Consider the following 21,948-nt stretch of genomic DNA (forward strand, 5'->3'; position numbering starts at 1 on the left):
CGAGCCAAATTGCGACGCATGCTGCACCGGTGTCACCGCTCAGGCAAAGTCGATCGCGTGAAGAGCCGATCCATTTCGCTTGAGCCAAGCCTTCGCCTCGTCCATCTCAGGACAAAGCTCCTTGCACAAAGACCAGAATGCCGGCCCATGGTTCATCTCGCGCAGATGCGCCACCTCATGGGCCGCCAGGTAGTCGATGACGGAAGGCGGAGCCATGACGATACGCCAGGAAAAACTCAACTTGCCATCCCAGGAGCAGGATCCCCAGCGGCTCCGCGTATCCTTGAGCGTCATGCTTCGAGCCGGTTTACCTACCTGGGCAGCGTACCTGGCCACCAAGGGTTCAAGATCCCTGCGCGCTTCCTTCTTCAAAAAATCCGCTACCCGTCTGGGCAGATGATCCTCGAGACCGCTGACGCTCAGTACATGCCCGATCTCACTGTCGATCGACCGCGTCAAACCGCGCATTTCACCAGTATGAACGATCCGGTGCGGGACACCTCGGAGCATGATGTCGCTGCCGTCCTCGATCAGCCCGACGTGTTTTTGCCGCTTCAGGCGGTTGCTGAGCCAACCTTGATGACGATCGAGAAAATCGTCGATGTCTCGATCTCGCAAACCCATCGGCACTGTCATCTTGAGCGCCCGCCCACCCGGTTCTATCCGAAGCGTAATTCGGGTCGCCCGATCGTGTCGGCGGATGGTCAAGGGAATGCTCCGGCCATCGACGGGAACATTGCGCTCAAGCACAAGGGCAGAGCTTTGCTGCGGTTTTCGCTTTCGAAGTAGTGGAAGCATGCGCGAGTTTTAACCGATTCGCAGTCAGAAAAGACATGAAAAAGGCCGGCGCTTAAACACGCCGGCCCAGTTCACTTGTCGGTAGCTTATGCCTTTACGCGGTCGTCGGATAGGTAGGCGGCGTTTGATCCGCATTGGCGGGCGAATTGCGCCGATCACGCATAAAGCGATCGAACTCTTCCTGATCCTTGGCGCGGCGTAGTTCACGCGCATAAGCGTCGAAGTCGGCGCGCATCTCATCAAGCCTGCGACGTTCCTCATCGAGGCGTTCCAGTTCGGCCTTGCGCCAGTCGTCAAAGGCGACGTTTCCAGTGGAACTGAATGGCGTCCCCGCCCGGGCGCTGCGGCACCAATTGAATGCTTCGTCTGCCTTACGATTGGCATCGCGTTTGAATGTCTGGAACTTTTCTCCAAACAGGATGTAGGCAAGCATGGCAAGGCCGAGAGGCCAGAAAACCACAAAGCCGAGCACCATCAGTGCGACGGTAGCCGGAGTCCAATCCGGTCGGAGCATTGCTGACTGGTTCATTGTCCATTCCTCTATCAGGGGCGGAAATGCCCATGACACCGATGTGGGAAAGGCAAGCCCCGGGTTCAAGAAATGAACGCAAGCAATCGTTGAAATAGCTGGAACTGTTGACTTAAATCGAGGAAACGGACTTTCAGCCCGTCTTCCCTCCTCGGATGATCCGTTTGACCGGCGTTGTCTGACCGCGCTTGGAATGTGCCTTCGCGAATTCGATGATGCGCGGTGCAATTTCGCGGCGGAAGCGGGAGCCGTTGAAGACGCCGTAGTGACCGACATCCGGCTGCACATAGTGCATTCGCTTGTCCTCTGGAATATTGGTGCAAATGGTCTGTGCCGCGTGCGTCTGCCCCACCCCTGAGATGTCGTCGTTCTCACCCTCGACCGTCAGAAGCGCGACTGTCTGGATCGCCGAGGTATCGACCCGTTTTCCGCGATGCATCATTTCGCCCTTGGGGAGCGAGTGCTTGATGAACACGGTATCGACGGTCTGCAGATAGAATTCCGCAGTCAGATCCATCACAGCCAGATATTCATCATAAAAATCGCGGTGCTTTTCGGCCGGCTCACCATCGTTCTTCACGAGGTGCATATAGAAGTCCTTATGCGCGATCATGTGTCGATCAAGGTTCATAGACATGAAACCCGAAAGCTGGAGAAAGCCCGGATAGACATTGCGCATGAAACCCGGCTGCGGCCAGGGCACCTGCATGATGACGTTGTCCCTGAACCACTCCAGCGGACGGTCTTGCGCCAACTGATTCACGGCTGTCGGATTGATCCGTGTATCGATCGGTCCACCCATCAATGTCATTGAGGCTGGAGCACAAACATCCTTGTCCGCTTCCATGACGGCGACGGCAGCCAGCACAGGCACGGATGGCTGACACACCGCAACAACATGGGTGTCCGGCCCAAGGTGTCGGAGCATCTCGATCACATAGTCGATGTAATCATCTAGGTCGAAATCACCATCAGTCACCGGCACCATGCGGGCATCGATCCAGTCGGTGATGTAGACGTCGGCCTGTTGTATTAAGGCTTCGACCGTGCCGCGAAGCAGCGTTGCGTAGTGACCAGACATCGGCGCGACGATCAGGATGCGAGGACCCTTTTCGCTTCCCGCCGGCAAATCGCGTTTGAAATGAATGAGGTCACAAAAGGGTTTCCGCCAGACGATCTCTTCATGAACGGCAACCTTTTCATCGTCGACTTTGGTAAAGGGGAGACCGAACTCCGGCTTGCCGTAGCGACGCGTCATCCTTTCAAACACTTCGAAACCCGCAGCCAGACTGCGTCCCACAACCGTGTGTGCCCAAGGATTTAATGGATTACGCCAGGCCAGATTCATCGCATCCGCGGATGCGCGAAACGGAGCCATCATGGCATGGTTCAGTTCATAAAGTTGATAGAACATCGCGTACCTCAATCCAGCGGACAATCTGCCAGAAGTAGAACAGACTATCAGAGTTTTTGCACTGCAACAGCCTTTTAAAGGGCAAATGTCTTTTGGCCCGTTCAAACGCCAGGATGAAGCATATTCGTTAAAGCTTGGCTCTAGCTTTCTGGGGCTTAAGTCTTGCCGCCAGATAAATCCGCACCACCTGACGAATAGCCAAAACACTTGGAGATGCCATGACCACCAGCAATGATCGCCACGCTCGATTTGAAATCGATTCCATGTTTTTGGACCGCTGGTCCCCACGGGCGTTTGACGCCAAGCCCATTTCGAGGGACGATCTGCTCACGATGCTTGAGGCAGCGACCTGGGCCCCTTCAGCATCAAACTCGCAACCCTGGCGCTTTGTCTACGCGCATCGGGATACAGACGCGTTCGCGACGATGCTTGAGCTCTTGGTGCCCTTCAATCAAGAGTGGGTCAAGAATGCCTCAGCGCTGGTCTTCCTATTCTCCGCCATGACCTCGAAGAGGCCCGATTCTGAGCCGCGACCACTGCGCAACCACAGCTTCGACTGCGGAACGGCTTGGGGCTATCTCGCCCTTCAAGCTCTGAAGATGGGATATTTTGCGCATGCCATGACCGGTGTCCATTTTGACCGCGTGCATGAAGTGCTGCGTGCTTCTGAGGACGACCTTCATTTTGAGGCAGCAATTGCCATAGGGCATCAAGGCCCCCTGGATGCCCTGCCCGCAGCGCTGCAGGAACGCGAGAAACCGAGCGACCGGCGGTCCGTTGTTGAGGTGGCGTTCGAGGGCCACCTCTAGCAATAGGCGTTAACGGTTTCACGTGAATCACGTTAACGATGATTCACGTGAAACATTTTGCGCAAAAAAGAAGGCCGCGAGAGCGGCCTTCAGAACTAGATATCGAGGTTGGCGACGCTCAGCGCATTTTCCTGAATGAAGTCACGCCGCGGCTCGACCTCATCCCCCATCAGCCTTGAGAACAAGCCATCGGCATCTGTCGCATCGTGCACCTTGACCTGCAGCAGCGAGCGCACATTTGGATCAAGCGTGGTTTCCCACAGCTGCTCGGCATTCATTTCGCCCAAGCCTTTATAGCGCTGCATCGACAGGCCTTTACGCCCCGCAGCGAAGATCTGATCCAGGAGAGCGCGCGGGCCTGAAATTTCCGTACGTCCCTCCTTACGAGAAAGCACAGGAGGCTCGGCATAAATCTCCCGTAGCCGAGCCGACATCTGATCCATATGGCGCGCGTCGGCAGAGCCGATCAACGCGTTGTCGACTGAAGCGACTTCCTTCACGCCGCGAACCATACGCTCAAAGCGCAAGCCGCCTTCTTCCGTAACGAAGCCTTGCCAGCCACGTTCGGTTTCTTCGGCAATCATATCAAGTCGTTGCGCAACTTTTGCCGCTGTCTGTTCCGCCATCTCCCGGTTGCCCGTAAGCTCGGGGTTCAAGGCTCCGCCGATAGCGGCTTGTTCGATAACATTACGATTGTAGCGGGAATGCAGACCGTCAACCAATGACCGCAGACGCAAGGCATCGGTGATGACGTCGCGCAGATCCTGGGCGGCACGGACTTCACCATTTGTCAGCGTGAGCGTCGCTTCTTCGAGGCCCATCGTGATCAGATAGTCTTCCAGCGCCTTTTCGTCCTTCAGGTACTGGACGGACTTCCCACGCGCGACCTTATAAAGCGGCGGCTGGGCGATATAGAGATGTCCGCGCTCGATCAGTTCCGGCATCTGACGGAAGAAGAAGGTCAGCAGCAGGGTGCGAATATGGGCGCCGTCGACGTCAGCATCTGTCATGATGATGATCTTGTGATAACGCAACTTGTCGGCGTTGAACTCATCCTTGCCGATCGACGTGCCAAGCGCGGTGATCAGCGTGCCGATTTCCTGGCTCGAGAGCATCTTGTCAAAGCGCGCGCGCTCGACGTTGAGAATTTTACCACGCAGCGGAAGAATGGCCTGGCTTTCCCGGGAACGACCCTGCTTTGCCGAACCGCCTGCGGAGTCACCCTCGACGAGGAAGAGTTCGGACTTAGCCGGATCACGTTCAGAGCAATCCGCCAACTTGCCCGGCAAAGATGCAATATCGAGAGCACCTTTGCGGCGGGTCAGCTCACGCGCCTTGCGCGCCGCTTCACGTGCAATTGCGGCTTCGACGACCTTCCCGACAAGAACCTTTGCCTGTGTCGGATGCTCTTCAAACCACGTGCTCAGCGCTTCGTTCACGAGATTTTCGACCACCGGCCGAACTTCAGATGAAACGAGCTTGTCCTTGGTCTGGGACGAGAACTTCGGGTCCGGCACCTTAACCGAAAGCACGGCGGTCAGCCCTTCGCGGCAGTCTTCCCCCTGCAGCGACACCTTTTCCTTCTTCAGAATACCGGAGGTGTCAGCGTAGGAGGTCACCTGGCGCGTCAGCGCCGCACGGAAGCCCGCCATATGCGTGCCACCGTCGCGCTGCGGAATGTTGTTGGTGAAACAAAGGACGTTCTCGTGATAGCTGTCGTTCCACCACAACGCCACTTCGACCGTAATCCCGTCCTTTTCGCCATGAATGGCAACAGGCGTATCGACCAGCGGCTTTTTCGCGCGGTCGAGATAGCGGACAAACGCCTCTAGGCCGCCATCGTATAGCAGCTCTTCCTGGCGGATATCAGACTTCCGCCGATCGGTGAGAACGATCCGAACGCCTGAATTGAGGAAGGCAAGTTCGCGCAGGCGGTGCTCGAGCGTGTTGTAGTCAAATTCTGTCTTGGTGAAAGTTTCCGGGCTCGGAAGGAACGTGACTTCCGTGCCGGAACGGCCCTCGTATTCGCCAGTCACCTTCAGCGGCGCATCGGCAACACCATGCGTGAAGCTCATCTCGTGGATTTTGCCAGCGCGGCGGATCTTCAGGCTGAGGCTCACAGACAAGGCGTTCACCACAGAGACGCCAACGCCGTGCAGACCGCCGGAAACCTTGTAGGAGTTCTGATCGAATTTGCCGCCGGCATGGAGCTGCGTCATGATAACTTCAGCAGCCGACACCCCTTCACCCGTGTGGATGTCGGTCGGAATGCCGCGGCCGTTATCGGTCACGGTGACGGAACCATCGGCATTGATCGTAACCGTGACGATATCCGCATGGCCCGCAAGCGCTTCATCGATGGCGTTATCGACCACTTCATAGACCATGTGGTGCAGACCGGAACCATCATCGGTATCACCGATATACATGCCCGGACGCTTACGAACGGCGTCGAGCCCCTTGAGCACCTTGATCGAGTCCGCGCCGTATTCGGCCGGTACACCTGTTTCCGTGGTCGGCATGTCGGTCATTCAGCAATTCTTTCCAATCGATCTGCGAAGCATTAGCCTAATGCGAATCAGGCTTCTCCGAGACCTTCGACTATAGGTGTTTCGGGTTGAGTTCCAAAGGCGCGAGCGCCGTTTCCCGTGGATAGACAGGGCCTGGGACGTGATTACGACCGTTTTCTTCCCCTATCCAGAGCCATTTGCATGTCTTCTATCACGTCCGGGGGAAGGTGGCGAATCACCTTGGCCAATGCATTGGCAAAAGCGGTGTAATCTGAGGGAAGTCCTGAGGTATCAACCACCACGCGCGGGTGAGACAGGCCTGCCGCCGCAAAGAGGTCTTCCGCTTCATCCCAGATGACATTGAAATAGCCTGCGACGCGCTGGAGGAAGTCGAAGCTCGGTTGACCGCGCCTGCCATGCTCCAGCGCCGATAGATAGGCTGGGGAAACCTGCAGCGCTTCAGCCATCTGCTTCTGAGACACGCCCTTGATCCGGCGCAGCTCCCGCATTGCATCCCCGAACGGCGTCATCGCGGCCCCTGTCGCGCCAGCCGCACATAGAGCGCGCCGTCGCCGCCATGTTTTCTGGCGGCTGGCTCGTAGGACGAGATCAGGAACCTGAATTCTGGCAGTGAGAACCAGAGCGGTACGGCGCGCTTTAACGCGCCCTCGCTGCCAAACGAACTGCCTTTTCCGGTAATGACAAGAACGTGGCGCAAACCGCGCTCATGTGCCCTCATGAGAAAGTCGAGGAGCATGCCATGCGCCTCGCTTTGAAAAAGGCCGTGCAGATCAATCCGTGCCTCGAGCGCCAGATGTCCTTTGGAGAGCTTGCGTTTGACCGGTCGTTCCAAGGGGTGATGCCGCTGACCGTCAGGCTTTTTACTGACGTTGTCCGATTTGGGGTCCGCGACAGGCTTCTCTGGCAAGGCTTGCCGTGCTGCAGCCTCCGTCTTGTCCTGCTCGATAACATCGTCGAATTCGACAAGGTCTTCCATGCGACCGGGAAGCGGACGTGTGGTGCGCGCCACCTTGCCCCAGAGAACCCGATCTTCCTTCTTTAGCTTCGACCCCGATCCGCTCACCGATACCTCTCAGCTGCAGCTTTGGGGCACAGTATATAGAAGTCAGCTGCATTGCGCACGGCGCCTGCGAGCTCTCCGGCCAGATCTCCGGAACCTGTAAAGATATCCCCCCGCGCGGGCCCGACAATCGCCGAACCTGTGTCCAGCGCCAGCATCAATCGAGCAAAACTTGAGCCCTTGTCCAGACGGCGCAGCGTTGGTGCCACAATGAAGAAGGGAAACCCAAAGGTATGAATGCTTCGATCCACTGCGAGCGAACGGCCAGCAATCAAAGGCACCTTGGCTGCGGCAATGGGGCCACGTGATAGATCCGTGACCTCCGCCTCGCGGAAGAATATGTAGGATCTGTTGTGCCAAAGGATCTCATCCATCCGCTCGGGATGGGCCGAGAGCCAAGCCCGGATGGACTGCATCGAGATTTCGGTCTCATCGATTTCACCGAGATCGATGAGCTTGCGACCGATGGCGGAAAAGGGATGCCCCGCCTTGGCGGCATAGGTAATTCGCCTGATCCGACCATCAGGGTATCTGAGGCGGGCCGCCCCCTGGACATGGGCAAAGAAGACGTCGACTTTCGAGTGTGCCCAGGCAATCTCGAGGCCTTTTCCCTCCAGATAACCGCCATCGATAGCCTGCCGATCCGGGTAGAGATCGATCGTCGATCCGACCATTCGCGCAAAAGCGTATGATCCATCAATTGCCGCAGGCCGATTGGCATCGCTTACATCGATCAGGTCGTCTGGCCGTCTGTAGAAGGGATGGGCATATTCAGGTGTGGGTCGATCAGACACCAGAACTTCAGGCTCGTAGAACGCCGTCACCAATCCCGCAGGGCCGTCATCCGGAACGATGCGAAGCGGCACGCAATGCGTTTCGAAGAAGCGTCTCGCCTCCTGCGGGTTGGCTGGCACGTGACAGGCTGCCGCCAACAGCAGGGGACGGAGGTCTTCCGCAGTCAGTCCCAAGGTACCCGTGCGATACTGCTTGACCTCATCAATCTGGCGCAAGCAATCGGCCAGAGCGGGCCAGAGCGCTGAGGGATCATCCGTCGCCCAGCCAGGCAAATCCTCGAAACGCGCTTCAACGAGGTGATACGACTGGCCGGACTCCGTCATTGTTCGGCTTCAGTCGCAACCAGCTTCCAGTTTGGATCCCGCGATCGGATGTCGCGCGCGAAGGTCCACATATCATTCACATCCGCGACCGCTTCGGCATCGCCTTCCACAAGCTTGCCCTCGTTGTCATAAGTGGCGCTGATCAGCTGACTGGCGATCCTCACGGTAATCTGCTCTTCATTGTCACGAACACCGGCCTGGATGATGTCGGCTTTTTCAACGCCGACAAAGGTTGACTTGATAACCTCACCCCTGCTCTCGCGCTCTGCGATCGCGCCCTCAAAGCCTTCGAACACGTCTCGGGACAGCAGACCCTTCAGAGTTTTCCGGTCGCCATCGGCATAGGCCATGACGATCATCTCATAAGCAATCTTTGCGCCGTTGAGGAATTCCTTTGGTCGGAAGCTCGGGTCATGGCCAGCCAGTGCCCGCAGCTGTTCATTCAGCGGCGTTCCAACAGCGGCATAGGCGTCAATCTCGGAAAACCGCTCATCGGGGGCACCTTCTTCGCGACGCGGCAGTGTTACCACCTTTCCGTCATCTCCCCCCTGATCTCGGATCTGCTCCCGTTGCGAGAAGGGATCGAAGGGCGGTTTTTCATGGCCCGTCCGTCGTCCGAGGACGCTGCGCAGCTGGAAGAAAATCAGCACCGCCGCAACGAGAAAGAACAGAGTGACAAAATCGCTAGACTGCATGAAATCCGCCGGTTCGATTGATTTGCATTTTCACTTCCCCATATAGTCTTGTGAGAACAATCATTCAAATGTCGTCACGCATTCTTTCGTCCGTTCTGCCCACAGCAATGGCAAACGGCGATTCAACATAGCTGGAGCCTCCTTATGCGCCTGCCTCTGGTGCTCATTCTTATCGCACCTCTTGTCGAAATTGCGGGTTTTATTGTTGTAGGGCAAGCTATCGGCATACTATCAACCATCGGGCTCGTGGTTCTGTCGGCAATCATCGGCATCGCGCTTTTGCGTCACCAGGGGACGGGTATCCTCAGAAAGCTGCAGGAAGAGACCCGACGCGGAGCAAACCCGGGCTCCCAGCTCGTCCATGCCGCGCTTCTGGTGGTCGCGGCCTTCCTGCTGATCATTCCGGGCTTTGTCGGAGACATCATAGGTCTTCTTCTCTTCATCCCGGCCATTCGGGATCTCGCTTGGAAGATCGTCAGCGATCGCTTCGTGGTGCGGACCAATTTTTCGTCCGGCTATACCCGCACTTCCGGAGATGCGGATGTCATTGATCTTGGCGAGGATGATTACAGCAGCGAAGAACCCCGGCATGACACTCCCTGGCGCGATCCGCGTATCGGTCGTTGATCTTGACGACGGTTCACGAGGGAGCGCGAGGGTTGTAAGCGCAGGGTTCAAATGTTAGATGGCCTTAGCATTCATCTTCGAGGACACGCCCTATGGCCGACAACAATTCGGGAACGACTTCTCCGTCCCTCAATATCCTTGCTCAGTACATCAAAGATTTTTCCTTTGAGAATCCGGGTGCGCCGCGTTCGCTTCAGGCTCGAGACAAGGCACCGGCCATCAACATCAATGTCAACGTCAACGCCAATCCGCTGTCTGAAACCGACTTCGACGTCGTGTTGACATTGAGCGCAGAAGCCAAAGACGGCGATAAGGTCGTGTTTGTGACAGAACTTGTGTATGGCGGCGTCTTCCGGATTGCCGGCTTCCCGCAGGAGCACATGCTGCCTGTTCTCTTCATTGAATGCCCGCGTTTGCTCTTCCCCTTCGCGCGTCAGATCATCGCCGATGCAACCCGCAACGGCGGCTTCCCGCCATTGATGATCGACCCGATCGATTTTTCGCAGATGTTTGCGCAGCGCGTGGCCGAAGAACAGGGACGCGCCAAGACTTCGGCACCAAACTAAGTCCGCCGAAACTGAGAGTGAATAAGGGGTCCCGTTGGACCCCTTTTTTATTGTTGGTACCGTGACCAGATTGCCTTGTCGCCGAGGCGCGCCAGAAGCTTGCTGTGTCCGGCTGCCTCTGCCTCCGAAACTCTTGGAACCAAAGCGCGGGGCCGCTCATAAGACACTTCGACGATCTCGATGATCTCGTCCGAACGCGACTGACGTGTATCCGAGACCCCAAATCCGAGGGCCGCCTGTCGGCCGCCAAGCATTTCGATATACACTTCTGCCAGCAGTTCGGAATCGAGAAGTGCGCCATGCTTGGTACGGTGCGAATTGTCGATACCATAACGACGGCACAGCGCATCAAGTGAATTCGGCCCCATGGGGTGCTTGCGGCGAGCCAACGCCAGCGTATCGACCACAAGATCCGGCGCCACCGGCGGCAGGCTTAGCCTGTCGAATTCCGCATTGATAAACCCAATGTCGAAGTTGGCGTTGTGCGCGACCCATTTGGCTCCGTCGAAGAATTCCCGCATCGCGCCAACGATCTCGGCAAAGCTCGGCTTGTCTTTAAGGAAATCATCGGTGATCCCGTGAACGGCAAGCGCGTCCGGGTGAACCTTGCGGTCACCTGGATTGATATAGACGTGGAACGTCCGTCCAGTCGGAAAATGATTCAGCAGTTCAACGCCGCCGATTTCGATAACGCGATCGGCCTTGTTCTCAAGTCCCGTGGTTTCCGTATCGAAAACGATCTCACGCATCCTTGTTCTCTCCTGTTTGTGCGCGGATTTGCGCAAGTAGGCTTTGAACCTGTCGTCTCGCATCCTCGATACCATGGCCCGTATCGATGATATAATCCGCCCTTATTCGTTTCTCGGCGTCAGGCAGTTGCCGTGCAAGAATGAGCTCAAACTTCTCGGGTGTCATACCAGGACGAGAAAGAACGCGCTGACGCTGGATAGATGCATCGCAGCTCACAACAACGATGACATCGACGCGATCTTCGCCAGCGGTTTCAAACAACAGCGGAATATCAAGCAAGACGATATCCGTCCCCCTTGCCGCCTGCTGCCTCAGAAACTCCCGCTCGTGCTCGCGAACCATCGGATGCACGATTGATTCAAGTTTCGAGAAGTTAGCCGGATTCTGCGCCAGCGCAGCTACCAACTTCTGACGGTCTACTTCGCCCGATGTCGCGACACCGGGGAAAGCGGCTTCGATCAGGGGAACGGCCAAGCCGCGATAAAGATCGTGAACCACCTGATCGGCGTCGTTAACAGGAACCCCCTCAGCGGCAAACAAAGCTGCCGTCGTGGATTTCCCCATGCCGATCGAGCCGGTCAGGCCGATTATGATCATGAATGCTGGCCGATGTCAGAGAGTACAAGATTGCGGAGTTCCGGCGTGACCTCTGGACGCACACCAAACCATTTTTCAAATCCAGGCACAGCCTGATGAAGCAACATGCCCAAGCCATCAACCGTCCTCATCCCAACCGTTTCCGCGGCCAGCATGAACGGCGTCTTCAACGGCACGTAGACGATATCCGTCACCACCGAGTGCGGCAGCATGTGGTCGAACCCGAGGGTCGGAACAGGGGAGTTGTCCATGCCGAGTGATGACGTGTTGACGAACAATCCAGCTCCCACAAGCAGCTCGTCCAATGCCTCAAGGCGATGCGCTGAAATCGCGCCACCGAACCGGTCGGCGAGCTCCTTCGCCCTTTCGATGGTTCGGTTGACAACGTAGATCTGTTTGATGCCGCGTTCACAAAGGCCATGAAGTATCGCGCGACTTGCGCCGCCTGCCCCGAGCACCACGGCTGTGTCACACGCGTCCCAGCCAGGAGCAGACGCATCCAGATTGGCAAGAAAGCCCGTCTCGTCGGTATTGGTCGCGTGGATCAGGCCGTCTTCGACCCAGAGCGTATTCGCCGCTCCAATGGCCTCCGCAACAGGATCGACCACATCGCTCAGTTTAAGAGCAGCTTCCTTGTGGGGAATGGTGATGTTGCCGCCACGAAATTCACCAGACCGCAGAGCGTCGAGGAAATCCGGGAAGGCCTCGGGTGTCACAGCAATCTTCTCGTAGCTTCCCGCAATTCCAAGCTGGCTCAGCCAATAGCGGTGGATGAGAGGAGACCGCGAATGGGCAATCGGATAGCCGGCGACAAATGCTTTCGCGTCGATTGTTTCACGTGAATCATTCATGGTTAACCCCAAGTTTACGAAGGGCGCCAAGGAGCGGCAAAAGCGGCAGACCGAGCACTGTGAAATAGTCGCCTTCGATCGCCTCGAACAGCTGCACGCCTTCACCCTCAAGCTGATAGCAACCCACACTTGAGAGAATTGCCGGACAGTTCCGATCGAGATAGCTCTCCATGAAGCTTTCAGATAATCTCCGCACCTGCATGGTCGCAATTCCAACATGCTGCCAGACGACGTCGCCGCTCTGAACCAGGCAGACAGCGCTGTTAAGGCGATGTCCCTTTCCGTTCAAGAGGCGGAGTGTCTCACGGGCCGCATCCAAACTCGCCGCCTTGTGTAAAATGGTTTTGTCCAAGGACATGGTTTGATCGCATCCGATCACGAGAGCACCGGGATGATCGACCGAAACGGCCTTAGCTTTCGCGATCGCCAAGTGAAGGGCAATCCCTTCCGGGCTTCTATCATCGAGAGGAAGGTCTGCCTCAACCTGCCGCTCATCAATGCTTGCCGGTACGACCGCCACGTCGAGGCCTGCATTCGCCAACAAGCTTTTCCGCGCCAGACTGCCTGAGGCCAGGATCAGGGGATGCGCCATCATCAATCCTTCAGTGAAACAAGACAGACATCGGTTAGCCCACCTTCATACGCAGGGCAATGATTGCGGCGGCTGTCTCTTCAATGGAGCGGCGTGTCACGTCAATGACGGGCCAATTGTTGCGCGCGCAAAGCGCCCGCATATATTTCAGCTCCTCCGTGATAGTCGCACGATCAAGATAGTCCCGCCTGTCATAACCAGGCGTCGACCCGAGAATCCGGTTTTCCCGTACCTGCGAAATCCGGTCAGAGGTCGCGATCAAGCCGACAATCAAGGGGCGCGTTGCCGTCAGCAATGCCGCAGGCAGCGGCATGTCGGGCACGATCGGAAGATTGGCGGTCTTGTAGCCTCTGTAAGCCAGATAGATGCTGGTGGGCGTCTTTGACGTGCGGCTGATACCGATGACCACGATATCTGCATCGTCGTAATCCTCTGTCGCCTGACCGTCATCATGGTCCATGGCGAAATTCAACGCTTCGATCCTGGCAAAATAATCAGCGTTTAAGACGTGCTGTGCCCCCACTCTACCACGATAGGGGGCTCCCAAGTGATTGTGAAAGGTATCAACGATCGGGGCGAGAACGTTCACGCAGGGAAGACCGAGTTCGTGGCATCCCGCCTCAATCAAAGCTGTCAGATCAGGATCTACCAGAGTGTAGAGGACGATACCTGGTTCGCGATCGATTGCCTCGATGAGGGACTTGACCTGCTTTTTGCTGCGAATGAGAGGGTAGACGTGTTCGATAGCCGTAACGCCGCGAAACTGTGCCGTGGCGGCTCGACCGGCAGAGATCAATGTCTCGCCCGTTGAGTCAGAAATCATGTGAAGATGGAAGAAGCTTTTCCGGTTCTCCACGATGTTCTGACCCCCCTGTTGATATCCCGGGATAACCGAACGCTTAGACCGGCGCCAGTCGGAGGCTCCGGGAAAACCCTCGATTTATCCACATCCCTAACCGAGCCTGGCATCGAAAAGCGAGGGCTGTGGATAATGAGGAGAAGGGAAATAGACCTTCCTATTTGAACCATTCATCCACAGGACCATTTGATTAACGGCTCTCGCAGCCATTTGATATTGCGGGTTAATATCGATCTGTCCACAGATCGCCGCGAACCCGCAAGACTCTTGCCGAGAAACCTGCGACAAATCGCTGACGGGGACTTGGCTGTGGACTTCTATTAAACCTTGATAGCCACAGACTCTTAGAAATAGAAGAAGATTCAATAATATCTTTTCTTTTATGAAGGGGCATGGCCTTGACCGATGTGAACCGGAAATTGCTCGACGTATTGAACGGCAAGACAATTACCCCGCCGCCCATTTGGCTCATGAGACAAGCTGGTCGCTACCTTCCAGAGTATCGCGCAACGAGAGCGGAAGCAGGAAGCTTCCTTGATCTCTGTTACTCCCCAGAGCTTGCCACCGAGGTGACGCTTCAGCCGATCCGACGTTACGGTTTTGACGCGGCCATCCTTTTTTCCGATATCCTGGTCATCCCCGACGCACTCAAACGTAATGTTCGTTTCACTGAAGGGCATGGTCCCCAGATGGATCCGATCGACGAGGCGGAGATCAGGGCTCTTTCTCCAGATGGGGTGACAGAGCACTTGCGTCCCGTCATGGAGACGGTTGCGAAGCTGCGTGCGGAGCTCCCGGCGGAAACCACCCTGCTCGGCTTCTGTGGCGCGCCCTGGACCGTTGCGACCTATATGATTGCTGGCCATGGGACCCCCGATCAGGCGCCGGCTCGCCTCTTTGCCTATCGCCATCCGCAAGCCTTCGAGCAACTCCTGCATTTCCTTGCAGAGGTTTCAGCCGATTATCTCGTGGCGCAGATTGATGCGGGTGCTGACGCGGTGCAGATCTTCGATTCCTGGGCTGGTGTTCTTGGCGAAGAAGAATTTGCCAAATTTTGCGTGGCCCCCGTTGCCCGCATGATTGCATCCGTGAAGGCACGCCGGCCTCACGCCAAGATCATTGCCTTTGCAAAGGGCGCAGGTCTGCTGCTGCAAACCTATCGGCAGAAGACTGGTGCCGATGCGATCGGCCTCGACTGGTCGGTGCCCTTGAGTTTTGCTGCTGAACTGCAGAAGGACGGCCCGGTCCAGGGCAATCTTGATCCGATGCGGGTTGTCGCTGGTGGTGCTGCGCTGGAAGAGGGAATTGATGCCATCCTGCAGGCTTTGGGTCATGGGCCTCTGATCTTCAATCTTGGCCACGGCATTACCCCCCAGGCCAATCCGGATCATGTGACCGACCTCGTGCGCCGCGTTCGGAGTTTTGGCTGACATGGAGATGCGTCAGACGGATTTGAAGCCCGGTCAGCGGGCGGGCCGCAAGGCCGCCGGAGCGCTGATCTTTTTCGGTCTTGTTGCGGCAGGCATCATGATCGCGGGGCCGGATGTCGCCTACCCCTGGATCAAGGCGCTGCATATCATCGCCGTGATCTCCTGGATGGCGGGCATGCTCTATCTGCCGCGGCTGTTCATCTATCACAGCGATGCTGATCCCGCCTCCGAACAGGCGAAGACCTTTGCCGTCATGGAACGCCGGCTCATGAGCGTAATCATGACGCCGGCCATGGTCGTCTCCTGGGTACTGGGGCTCTACCTCGCCTGGTCGATGTTCGACTTCTCGGGTGGCTGGCTGCATGCGAAGCTGGCTTGTGTCATCGCGCTTTCTGGCGTTCATGGATATTTCGCCAAAGCCGTTAGGTCTTTCGGTGAAGGGCGCTACATCCGAACGCCGCGGTTCTGGCGCGGTATGAACGAAGTCCCTACCCTTCTCATGATCGCAATTGTCGTCTTCGCCGTGGTGAAGCCGTTTTAAGTGGTCGCGACTGTTAATTTTCGCCCCTGCTGCTTTTCACTTGCGGTGCAGGGTTGAAGTCGCTATTTTTGCGCCACTCTCCTCCTTGGCTTGCGTAACATTCCGTGAATTGCGGCTTTCGCAATCGTTCAGAATTCCTGCCGCACGCCGATCCTTCCCAAAACTCTATCCCTATGGTCCCCTTCATGGCTGAAATGAAGCTACAAGAACTCAAGAGCAAATCGCCAACAGACCTTCTGACCTTTGCTGAATCGCTCGAAGTCGAGAACGCGAGCACGATGCGCAAACAGGAGCTGATGTTTGCGATCCTCAAGATGCTGGCCAGCCAGGATGTTGAGATTATCGGCGAGGGGGTTGTGGAAGTCTTGCAGGATGGCTTCGGCTTCCTGCGTTCGGCAAATGCCAACTATCTGCCAGGTCCTGACGATATCTACATTTCGCCTTCGCAGATTCGCCGCTTCTCGCTGAAAACAGGTGATACTGTCGAGGGTCCGATCCGCGGACCGAAAGAGGGAGAGCGCTATTTCGCTCTTCTGAAAGTCAACACGATCAATTTTGAGGATCCGGAAAAGATCCGCCACAAGGTCCATTTCGACAATCTGACGCCGCTCTATCCAAACGAGCGCTTCAAGATGGAACTTGATGTGCCGACCTCGAAGGACAACTCTGCACGCGTCATCGATCTGGTGGCGCCGCTTGGCAAGGGACAGCGCGGCCTGATCGTTGCCCCTCCCCGCACAGGTAAGACGGTTCTCCTGCAGAACATCGCGCATTCGATCACAGCCAACCATCCGGAATGCTACCTGATCGTTCTGCTGATCGACGAACGTCCGGAAGAAGTGACCGATATGCAGCGTTCTGTGAAGGGTGAAGTTGTTTCTTCGACCTTCGATGAGCCGGCAGTGCGCCACGTTCAGGTTGCTGAAATGGTCATCGAAAAGGCCAAGCGCCTCGTAGAGCATGGCCGCGACGTTGTTATCCTGCTCGACTCCATCACCCGCCTCGGACGCGCCTACAACACTGTTGTGCCGTCTTCTGGCAAGGTTTTGACCGGTGGTGTGGACGCGAACGCCTTGCAGCGTCCGAAGCGCTTCTTCGGTGCAGCTCGTAACATCGAGGAAGGCGGTTCGCTGACAATCATCGCGACGGCTTTGATCGATACCGGCAGCCGCATGGACGAAGTTATCTTCGAAGAATTCAAGGGCACCGGCAACTCGGAAATCGTTCTGGATCGCAAGGTTGCCGACAAGCGAATCTTCCCGGCCATGGATATTCTCAAGTCCGGCACGCGTAAGGAAGACCTCCTTGTCCCACGCCAGGACCTGCAGAAGATCTTTGTCCTGCGTCGTATCCTCGCGCCGATGGGAACGACCGATGCGATCGAGTTCCTCATCGACAAGCTGAAGCAGACGAAGAACAACGGCGATTTCTTCGATTCGATGAACACCTGATGGTAGCCGGCCTTGCGCCGGTTCCCTTGTCAGGAGACATGATTGATGACCGCGGCCAAAGAGACTATCTTCGCACTCGCTTCGGGAGCGCCACCTGCCGGTGTCGCGGTCATTCGCATCAGCGGCCCTTTGAGCCTGGATGCAACACAGCGGATTACGGCACAGCCGCTGCCTAAACCGCGATATGCCGCGCTGCGGTCCATCGTCGGACGATCGGGACAGCTCCTTGACAAAGCCCTTGTTCTTCTCTTCCCAGCGCCCCATTCCTTTACCGGCGAAGACTGCGCGGAATTGCATCTGCACGGCGGCAAGGCCGTTGTGAACGCGGTTCTGAATGAGTTAGCCGGATTCGAAGGTTTGCGCCTTGCGGAAGCCGGCGAGTTTTCCCGCCGCGCTTTCGAAAACGGCAAGCTCGACCTGGTGGAAATCGAGGGGCTTGCCGATCTACTCTCTGCCGAAACCGAAATGCAGCGCCGACTCGCTGCAGAACAATCCGCCGGTCATCTATCTTCTCTGTATGAAGGCTGGCGTGAACGTCTGATCTTCGCTCGTGCCATGATCGAAGCCGAACTCGATTTTAGCGATGAGGGCGACATTCCGGGCTCTGTCTCAGACCGTGTTTGGTCTGAGGTCGCCAAGCTTCAATCTGAGATCGATACGGTAATCGATTCCATCAAGACCGGAGAGATCATCCGCGACGGCTTCCGGGTGGTTCTGGCGGGCCCGCCCAATGCCGGCAAATCCAGCCTCATGAATGCACTTGCAAGGCGCGATATAGCCATTGTCACGGACGTCGCCGGCACCACGCGCGATGTCCTGCATTGCGAGCTCGATCTCGAGGGCTACAAGATACATCTTTACGATACGGCAGGCCTGCGTGACACGGAGGACCGCGTCGAGCAGGAAGGCATCCGTCGTGCGTTAACGACGATCGCTGATGCGGATTTGATACTGCGCCTGAGGGCTCCAGGTGTGGCGGGCGAGGTCGATCTCCCGGAGAACGCCATTCCCGTGATTGACGTTTCGACAAAGCTCGATTTGCGCGATGAGGTCTACCCGTTCGAAAGCGCCGAAAGCCTGGCGGTTTCAGTTATCGATGGGCGGGGGATAGACCTGCTCCGTCGCATGATCCTGGAAAGCGTTGTTGCCCGCACACGTGTCGGCAGTCTTGCAATCCCAAGCCGTTTGAGGCATGCACAGCGACTGTTGGCAGCGCGCTCCAGTTTGAGCGATTGCCTGGAGAGATCGGAACTGCCGCTTGAACTCAGGGCGGAATATCTTCGACACGCCGCCGAAGAATTGGCGCGGATTACCGGCCGTATCGATACCGAAACACTTTTGGGAAAAATCTTCTCCGAATTCTGTGTCGGCAAGTGATTCACGTGAAACGAACCCTGTGAGGGTGCACAATGCTTGATGATGATCAGTTCGACGTAATCGTCGTTGGTGGCGGTCATGCCGGAACGGAAGCGGCGGCCGCTGCTGCGCGTATGGGTGCCCGCACGGCCCTTGTCACCCACGATATCACCAAGATCGGCACCATGTCCTGCAATCCTGCGATTGGGGGTCTCGGCAAAGGTCATCTAGTTCGCGAGATCGATGCGCTCGACGGTATCATGGGCCGCGCTGCTGATTTGAGCGGTATCCAGTTCCGCATGCTGAACCGGAAAAAGGGTCCGGCGGTCTGGGGTCCGCGTACACAGGCGGACCGCAGGCTCTATCGTGAAGCGGTTCACAGGCTCCTGGGAGAGTATGAAGATCTTGTTCTGATCGGTGGCGCGGTCGAGGCGTTTATTCGCGAGGAAGGTCTTGTCGGCGGCGTTGTGCTTGCAGACGGGCGACGCCTGAAGGCCAATGCGGTCGTACTAACCACTGGCACCTTCCTCCGCGGTGTGATTCACATCGGTGACGAGACGACACCGGGCGGCCGTATCGGCGAACCGCCTGCGATTGGCCTGAGCGATGACATTGCAGCGCTGGGCTTGCAGCTTGGTCGTTTGAAGACAGGGACACCCGCACGTCTTGATGGGCGAACGATCAAATGGGAGCGGCTGGAACAGCAGGAAGCTGATGCAGAACCGATACCATTTTCCTTACTGACCGATCGCATCCAGGTACCACAGATCTCCTGTGGCATTACCCGCACCACGCTTGAAACGCATCGCATCATCCGTGACAATCTCCAGCGGTCGGCAATGTATTCCGGAAAGATCGAGGGAGTGGGGCCGCGCTACTGCCCCTCGATCGAAGACAAGATCAGTCGTTTTGGCGACCGAGACGGCCATCAGATCTTCCTTGAGCCAGAGGGACTGGATGATCATACGATCTATCCAAACGGCATATCGACCTCGCTGCCTGCCGACGTTCAGGAGGCTTTCATCCGGTCCATCCCAGGGCTGGAAGACGTGGTGATCCTGCAGCCGGGATATGCCATCGAGTATGACTACGTCGATCCTAGGCAGCTGAACCACGATCTGTCAGTTATAAACGCTAAGGGCCTCTTTTTGGCGGGCCAGATCAACGGCACGACGGGCTACGAAGAGGCAGGCGCCCAAGGCCTTGTCGCAGGCGTCAATGCCGCACTTCGTGCGGCCGGTCGTGACACATGGGTTCTCAGCCGTACCGACTCCTATATCGGCGTCATGATCGATGACCTCACATCTAGAGGCGTGGCAGAACCTTACCGGATGTTTACATCCCGTGCGGAGTACCGCCTTTCCCTGAGAGCCGACAATGCCGATATGCGACTGACGCCAAAGGGTATTGAGTTGGGGTGTGTGAGACAGCTGCGGGCTGAAAAGTTCACCGTTTACCAGCGTGAGAGGCAGGCGCTTCATGCTGAGTTGGCAGGCCTTAGGACCACCCCGTCGGAGACGAAGGCCAGATCAGTGGTCATCAACCAGGATGGTCGCCGCCGGTCAGCGTTGGAACTCTTGTCCTATCCCGACATCACCTGGGATGATCTTGTGGTTCTTTGGCCTGATCTCGCGAACAAGGACAGGCGCGTAGCAGAGCTTGTCGCAATAGATGCACTCTATAGCGTCTATCTTGATCGACAGGCTGCTGATATTGAACGTTTGCGTGCGGAAGAACGGAAGAAAATTCCTTATCTATTTGATTTTAAAGGAATTTCTGGCCTATCCAACGAGTTGAAGCAAAAGCTCGAAGGGATGCGGCCGACTAATTTGGCACAGGCTGCGCAGATCGAAGGCATGACACCCGCCGCCATTGCTTTGATTATCGCCCATTTGGAAAAAGCAGATAAGCAGCGCCGGGCGTCTTGAAGGAATGGCCATGAAAGAAGTTGTGGATGTTTCACGTGAAACGCAACAGAAGCTGAATGTCTTTGTTGACCTCTTCCGCAAATGGGCACGCACGATCAACCTGGTTGCCCCCTCAACACTGGACGAGATCTGGGATCGACATGTACGAGACTCGCTGCAACTCCAGTCGATCTTAAAGGGCCCCAATCGTTGGATCGACCTGGGAAGCGGAGGAGGCTTTCCGGGAATCATTACGGCAATCGCACTAACCGAATATGGTGCCGGTTGGGTTGATCTTGTTGAGAGCAACAAGAAGAAGTGCAGCTTCCTGCGGATGGCCCTTGCGGAGACGCAGGCAAGAGGCACCGTTCATCCTATTCGCATCGAATCTGCTCATGAAACCTTGTCGGCACCCGATGCGATTTCTGCGAGAGCGCTCGCTGAACTCGATATTCTCTTCGACTACTGCGAGCCTTGGGCGATTTCCAACGAAAAATTGCGACTTATTCTCCACAAAGGCCGGGATTATCAGGCTGAAATCAACAAAGCACGTGGTCGCTGGCAATTTGATCTGATAGTACATCAGAGCATCGTCGAAACCGATTCAGTAATTCTGGAAATTTCCTCGCTCAAGCGCCGCTAGTGGCCAATTGTCGGGTGCCCTATGAGTCTCGAGAAGAATCGCATCATCACCATCGCGAATCAGAAGGGTGGCGTCGGCAAGACGACCACCGCAATCAACCTTGCGACTGCACTCGCCGCAATTGGTGAGCGTGTGCTCATTGTCGACCTTGATCCACAAGGAAATGCGAGCACTGGACTGGGTATCGATCGCCGGGATCGAAAACTGTCCTCCTACGATGTTCTCGTTGGCGATCACTCAATCACGGAAGCCGCCCTCGCGACGAGCGTACCGAACCTCTCTATTGTGCCATCCACCATGGACCTTTTGGGTTTTGAGATGGAAATCTCCCAGGAAGCAGATCGTGTCTTTCGCTTGAAGAATGCACTCGCCCTGGATGATGCGCGAGAATATAGCTATGTTCTCCTGGATTGCCCGCCTTCCTTCAATCTTTTGACCATGAATGCCATGGCGGCGGCCCATTCTATTCTTGTTCCTTTGCAGTGCGAGTTCTTTGCGCTGGAGGGGCTTAGCCAATTGCTGGAAACGATCAATCAGGTTCGCCAGTCGGTCAACCCTACCCTCGATATCCAGGGTATCGTCTTGACGATGTTTGATTCACGCAACAATCTCGCCCAACAGGTTGTCAGCGATGTGCGGGAGCATCTGGGAGAAAAGGTGTATACCACCTTGATCCCACGAAATGTGCGCGTGTCGGAGGCGCCCTCCTATGGAAAGCCGGCGATCCTCTACGATCTGAAGTGCGCTGGAAGTCAGGCATATTTGCAATTGGCTTCTGAAGTGATACAGCGCGAGCGTCAGCGCAAGGCAGCCTAAGCCGTAAT

The 21,948-nt window shown here is 56.5% G+C and carries 23 protein-coding genes; 10 read left to right on the plus strand and 13 right to left on the minus strand.

What is annotated here, in order from left to right:
• Positions 1-39: 39 nt before the first annotated feature.
• The 3 genes from FAA97_RS12615 to FAA97_RS12625 form a co-directional block, all read right to left on the minus strand.
• Complete coding sequence (locus tag FAA97_RS12615) at positions 40-798, minus strand: M48 family metallopeptidase (protein WP_136598914.1); 759 nt, start codon at positions 796-798, stop codon at positions 40-42.
• A gap of 94 nt (positions 799-892) precedes the next feature.
• Entirely contained in the window at positions 893-1,327 is a 435-nt protein-coding gene (locus FAA97_RS12620) for a DUF2852 domain-containing protein (protein ID WP_136598915.1), read from the minus strand.
• A gap of 133 nt (positions 1,328-1,460) precedes the next feature.
• On the minus strand, positions 1,461-2,741 hold the full coding sequence (locus FAA97_RS12625; protein WP_136599296.1) for a polyhydroxyalkanoate depolymerase: 1,281 nt from the start codon (positions 2,739-2,741) through the stop codon (positions 1,461-1,463).
• A 218-nt stretch (positions 2,742-2,959) separates the two neighbouring features.
• Between FAA97_RS12625 and FAA97_RS12630 the strand changes: the two genes are divergently transcribed.
• Entirely contained in the window at positions 2,960-3,550 is a 591-nt protein-coding gene (locus tag FAA97_RS12630) for a nitroreductase family protein (RefSeq protein WP_136598916.1), read from the plus strand.
• Positions 3,551-3,645: 95 nt separating this feature from the next.
• Here FAA97_RS12630 and gyrB read toward each other — a convergent pair whose 3' ends face one another.
• The 5 genes from gyrB to FAA97_RS12655 form a co-directional block, all read right to left on the minus strand.
• On the minus strand, positions 3,646-6,081 hold the full coding sequence (gyrB, locus tag FAA97_RS12635) for a DNA topoisomerase (ATP-hydrolyzing) subunit B (protein ID WP_136598917.1): 2,436 nt from the start codon (positions 6,079-6,081) through the stop codon (positions 3,646-3,648).
• Positions 6,082-6,224: 143 nt separating this feature from the next.
• The gene (locus FAA97_RS12640) at positions 6,225-6,590 is read right to left on the minus strand and encodes a helix-turn-helix domain-containing protein (RefSeq protein WP_136598918.1); all 366 of its coding nucleotides are present in this window, start codon (positions 6,588-6,590) and stop codon (positions 6,225-6,227) included.
• The gene (locus FAA97_RS12645) at positions 6,587-7,144 is read right to left on the minus strand and encodes a Smr/MutS family protein (protein ID WP_246041447.1); all 558 of its coding nucleotides are present in this window, start codon (positions 7,142-7,144) and stop codon (positions 6,587-6,589) included. The genes FAA97_RS12640 and FAA97_RS12645 overlap by 4 nt, the downstream gene beginning before the upstream one ends.
• Positions 7,141-8,259 (minus strand): murein transglycosylase A, encoded by a 1,119-nt coding sequence (mltA, locus tag FAA97_RS12650; protein WP_136598919.1) that lies wholly within the window; start codon positions 8,257-8,259, stop codon positions 7,141-7,143. The genes FAA97_RS12645 and mltA overlap by 4 nt, the downstream gene beginning before the upstream one ends.
• Positions 8,256-8,954, minus strand: coding sequence for a Tim44/TimA family putative adaptor protein (locus tag FAA97_RS12655; RefSeq protein WP_136598920.1), 699 nt, complete (start codon positions 8,952-8,954; stop codon positions 8,256-8,258). Before FAA97_RS12655 ends, mltA begins: the two co-directional genes overlap by 4 nt.
• 144 nt (positions 8,955-9,098) lie before the next feature.
• Here FAA97_RS12655 and FAA97_RS12660 point away from each other — a divergent pair, with 144 nt between their 5' ends.
• Both FAA97_RS12660 and secB read left to right on the plus strand, forming a co-directional pair.
• Positions 9,099-9,581, plus strand: a complete 483-nt coding sequence (locus tag FAA97_RS12660) for an FxsA family protein (RefSeq protein WP_136598921.1) — start codon at positions 9,099-9,101, stop codon at positions 9,579-9,581.
• Between the two features lie 92 nt (positions 9,582-9,673).
• Positions 9,674-10,147, plus strand: a complete 474-nt coding sequence (gene secB / locus FAA97_RS12665) for a protein-export chaperone SecB (protein ID WP_136598922.1) — start codon at positions 9,674-9,676, stop codon at positions 10,145-10,147.
• Between the two features lie 47 nt (positions 10,148-10,194).
• Here the strand turns inward: secB and dnaQ are convergent, their stop codons facing one another.
• From dnaQ to FAA97_RS12690, 5 genes are read right to left on the minus strand one after another with little or no spacing between them, the layout of a single operon-like run.
• Positions 10,195-10,896, minus strand: a complete 702-nt coding sequence (dnaQ, locus tag FAA97_RS12670) for a DNA polymerase III subunit epsilon (RefSeq protein WP_136598923.1) — start codon at positions 10,894-10,896, stop codon at positions 10,195-10,197.
• Positions 10,889-11,494: a dephospho-CoA kinase gene (coaE, locus tag FAA97_RS12675; RefSeq protein ID WP_136598924.1), complete on the minus strand. Its 606-nt coding sequence runs from the start codon at positions 11,492-11,494 to the stop codon at positions 10,889-10,891. The genes dnaQ and coaE overlap by 8 nt, the downstream gene beginning before the upstream one ends.
• Positions 11,491-12,345: a shikimate dehydrogenase gene (locus FAA97_RS12680; protein WP_136598925.1), complete on the minus strand. Its 855-nt coding sequence runs from the start codon at positions 12,343-12,345 to the stop codon at positions 11,491-11,493. Before FAA97_RS12680 ends, coaE begins: the two co-directional genes overlap by 4 nt.
• On the minus strand, positions 12,338-12,937 hold the full coding sequence (locus tag FAA97_RS12685) for a Maf family protein (RefSeq protein ID WP_136598926.1): 600 nt from the start codon (positions 12,935-12,937) through the stop codon (positions 12,338-12,340). Before FAA97_RS12685 ends, FAA97_RS12680 begins: the two co-directional genes overlap by 8 nt.
• 34 nt (positions 12,938-12,971) lie before the next feature.
• Complete coding sequence (locus FAA97_RS12690) at positions 12,972-13,793, minus strand: pyruvate, water dikinase regulatory protein (RefSeq protein WP_136598927.1); 822 nt, start codon at positions 13,791-13,793, stop codon at positions 12,972-12,974.
• Between the two features lie 395 nt (positions 13,794-14,188).
• On the opposite strand from FAA97_RS12690, the gene hemE reads away from it, so the two are divergent.
• The 7 genes from hemE to FAA97_RS12725 all read left to right on the plus strand — a co-directional run bounded on the left by hemE (position 14,189) and on the right by FAA97_RS12725 (position 21,940).
• Positions 14,189-15,226, plus strand: a complete 1,038-nt coding sequence (hemE, locus tag FAA97_RS12695; RefSeq protein WP_425467420.1) for a uroporphyrinogen decarboxylase — start codon at positions 14,189-14,191, stop codon at positions 15,224-15,226.
• 1 nt (position 15,227) lies between these two features.
• Positions 15,228-15,767 carry a protoporphyrinogen oxidase HemJ gene (gene hemJ / locus FAA97_RS12700; protein WP_136598928.1) on the plus strand — a complete coding sequence of 180 codons (540 nt, stop codon included), beginning with the start codon at positions 15,228-15,230 and terminating at the stop codon, positions 15,765-15,767.
• Between the two features lie 185 nt (positions 15,768-15,952).
• A complete protein-coding gene (gene rho / locus FAA97_RS12705; protein WP_136598929.1) occupies positions 15,953-17,218 on the plus strand; it encodes a transcription termination factor Rho in 1,266 nt (421 codons plus the stop codon).
• A gap of 45 nt (positions 17,219-17,263) precedes the next feature.
• Positions 17,264-18,595: a tRNA uridine-5-carboxymethylaminomethyl(34) synthesis GTPase MnmE gene (mnmE, locus tag FAA97_RS12710; protein WP_136598930.1), complete on the plus strand. Its 1,332-nt coding sequence runs from the start codon at positions 17,264-17,266 to the stop codon at positions 18,593-18,595.
• A gap of 32 nt (positions 18,596-18,627) precedes the next feature.
• Positions 18,628-20,502, plus strand: a complete 1,875-nt coding sequence (mnmG, locus tag FAA97_RS12715) for a tRNA uridine-5-carboxymethylaminomethyl(34) synthesis enzyme MnmG (RefSeq protein WP_136598931.1) — start codon at positions 18,628-18,630, stop codon at positions 20,500-20,502.
• Between the two features lie 10 nt (positions 20,503-20,512).
• Entirely contained in the window at positions 20,513-21,124 is a 612-nt protein-coding gene (gene rsmG, locus FAA97_RS12720; protein ID WP_136598932.1) for a 16S rRNA (guanine(527)-N(7))-methyltransferase RsmG, read from the plus strand.
• A gap of 21 nt (positions 21,125-21,145) precedes the next feature.
• Positions 21,146-21,940, plus strand: a complete 795-nt coding sequence (locus tag FAA97_RS12725) for a ParA family protein (protein ID WP_136598933.1) — start codon at positions 21,146-21,148, stop codon at positions 21,938-21,940.
• Positions 21,941-21,948: the final 8 nt, after the last annotated feature.

This window comes from Peteryoungia ipomoeae, assembly GCF_004912165.1.
Taxonomy (GTDB): Bacteria; Pseudomonadota; Alphaproteobacteria; order Rhizobiales; family Rhizobiaceae; genus Allorhizobium; species Allorhizobium ipomoeae.

Bases quoted from the DNA above. Each gene is read 5' to 3' on its own strand.
- FAA97_RS12615 (WP_136598914.1), bottom strand. From the start codon at position 798: ATGCTTCCACTACTTCGAAAGCGAAAACCGCAGCAAAGCTCTGCCCTT.
- mnmG (WP_136598931.1), top strand. From the start codon at position 18,628: ATGCTTGATGATGATCAGTTCGACGTAATCGTCGTTGGTGGCGGTCAT.
- FAA97_RS12685 (WP_136598926.1), bottom strand. From the start codon at position 12,937: ATGGCGCATCCCCTGATCCTGGCCTCAGGCAGTCTGGCGCGGAAAAGC.
- mnmE (WP_136598930.1), top strand. From the start codon at position 17,264: ATGACCGCGGCCAAAGAGACTATCTTCGCACTCGCTTCGGGAGCGCCA.
- FAA97_RS12655 (WP_136598920.1), bottom strand. From the start codon at position 8,954: ATGCAGTCTAGCGATTTTGTCACTCTGTTCTTTCTCGTTGCGGCGGTG.
- FAA97_RS12625 (WP_136599296.1), bottom strand. From the start codon at position 2,741: ATGTTCTATCAACTTTATGAACTGAACCATGCCATGATGGCTCCGTTT.
- FAA97_RS12680 (WP_136598925.1), bottom strand. From the start codon at position 12,345: ATGAATGATTCACGTGAAACAATCGACGCGAAAGCATTTGTCGCCGGC.
- secB (WP_136598922.1), top strand. From the start codon at position 9,674: ATGGCCGACAACAATTCGGGAACGACTTCTCCGTCCCTCAATATCCTT.
- rsmG (WP_136598932.1), top strand. From the start codon at position 20,513: ATGAAAGAAGTTGTGGATGTTTCACGTGAAACGCAACAGAAGCTGAAT.
- coaE (WP_136598924.1), bottom strand. From the start codon at position 11,494: ATGATCATAATCGGCCTGACCGGCTCGATCGGCATGGGGAAATCCACG.
- hemE (WP_425467420.1), top strand. From the start codon at position 14,189: ATGGCCTTGACCGATGTGAACCGGAAATTGCTCGACGTATTGAACGGC.
- FAA97_RS12660 (WP_136598921.1), top strand. From the start codon at position 9,099: ATGCGCCTGCCTCTGGTGCTCATTCTTATCGCACCTCTTGTCGAAATT.
- FAA97_RS12620 (WP_136598915.1), bottom strand. From the start codon at position 1,327: ATGAACCAGTCAGCAATGCTCCGACCGGATTGGACTCCGGCTACCGTC.
- gyrB (WP_136598917.1), bottom strand. From the start codon at position 6,081: ATGACCGACATGCCGACCACGGAAACAGGTGTACCGGCCGAATACGGC.
- hemJ (WP_136598928.1), top strand. From the start codon at position 15,228: ATGGAGATGCGTCAGACGGATTTGAAGCCCGGTCAGCGGGCGGGCCGC.
- mltA (WP_136598919.1), bottom strand. From the start codon at position 8,259: ATGACGGAGTCCGGCCAGTCGTATCACCTCGTTGAAGCGCGTTTCGAG.
- FAA97_RS12725 (WP_136598933.1), top strand. From the start codon at position 21,146: ATGAGTCTCGAGAAGAATCGCATCATCACCATCGCGAATCAGAAGGGT.
- rho (WP_136598929.1), top strand. From the start codon at position 15,953: ATGGCTGAAATGAAGCTACAAGAACTCAAGAGCAAATCGCCAACAGAC.
- FAA97_RS12630 (WP_136598916.1), top strand. From the start codon at position 2,960: ATGACCACCAGCAATGATCGCCACGCTCGATTTGAAATCGATTCCATG.
- dnaQ (WP_136598923.1), bottom strand. From the start codon at position 10,896: ATGCGTGAGATCGTTTTCGATACGGAAACCACGGGACTTGAGAACAAG.
- FAA97_RS12640 (WP_136598918.1), bottom strand. From the start codon at position 6,590: ATGACGCCGTTCGGGGATGCAATGCGGGAGCTGCGCCGGATCAAGGGC.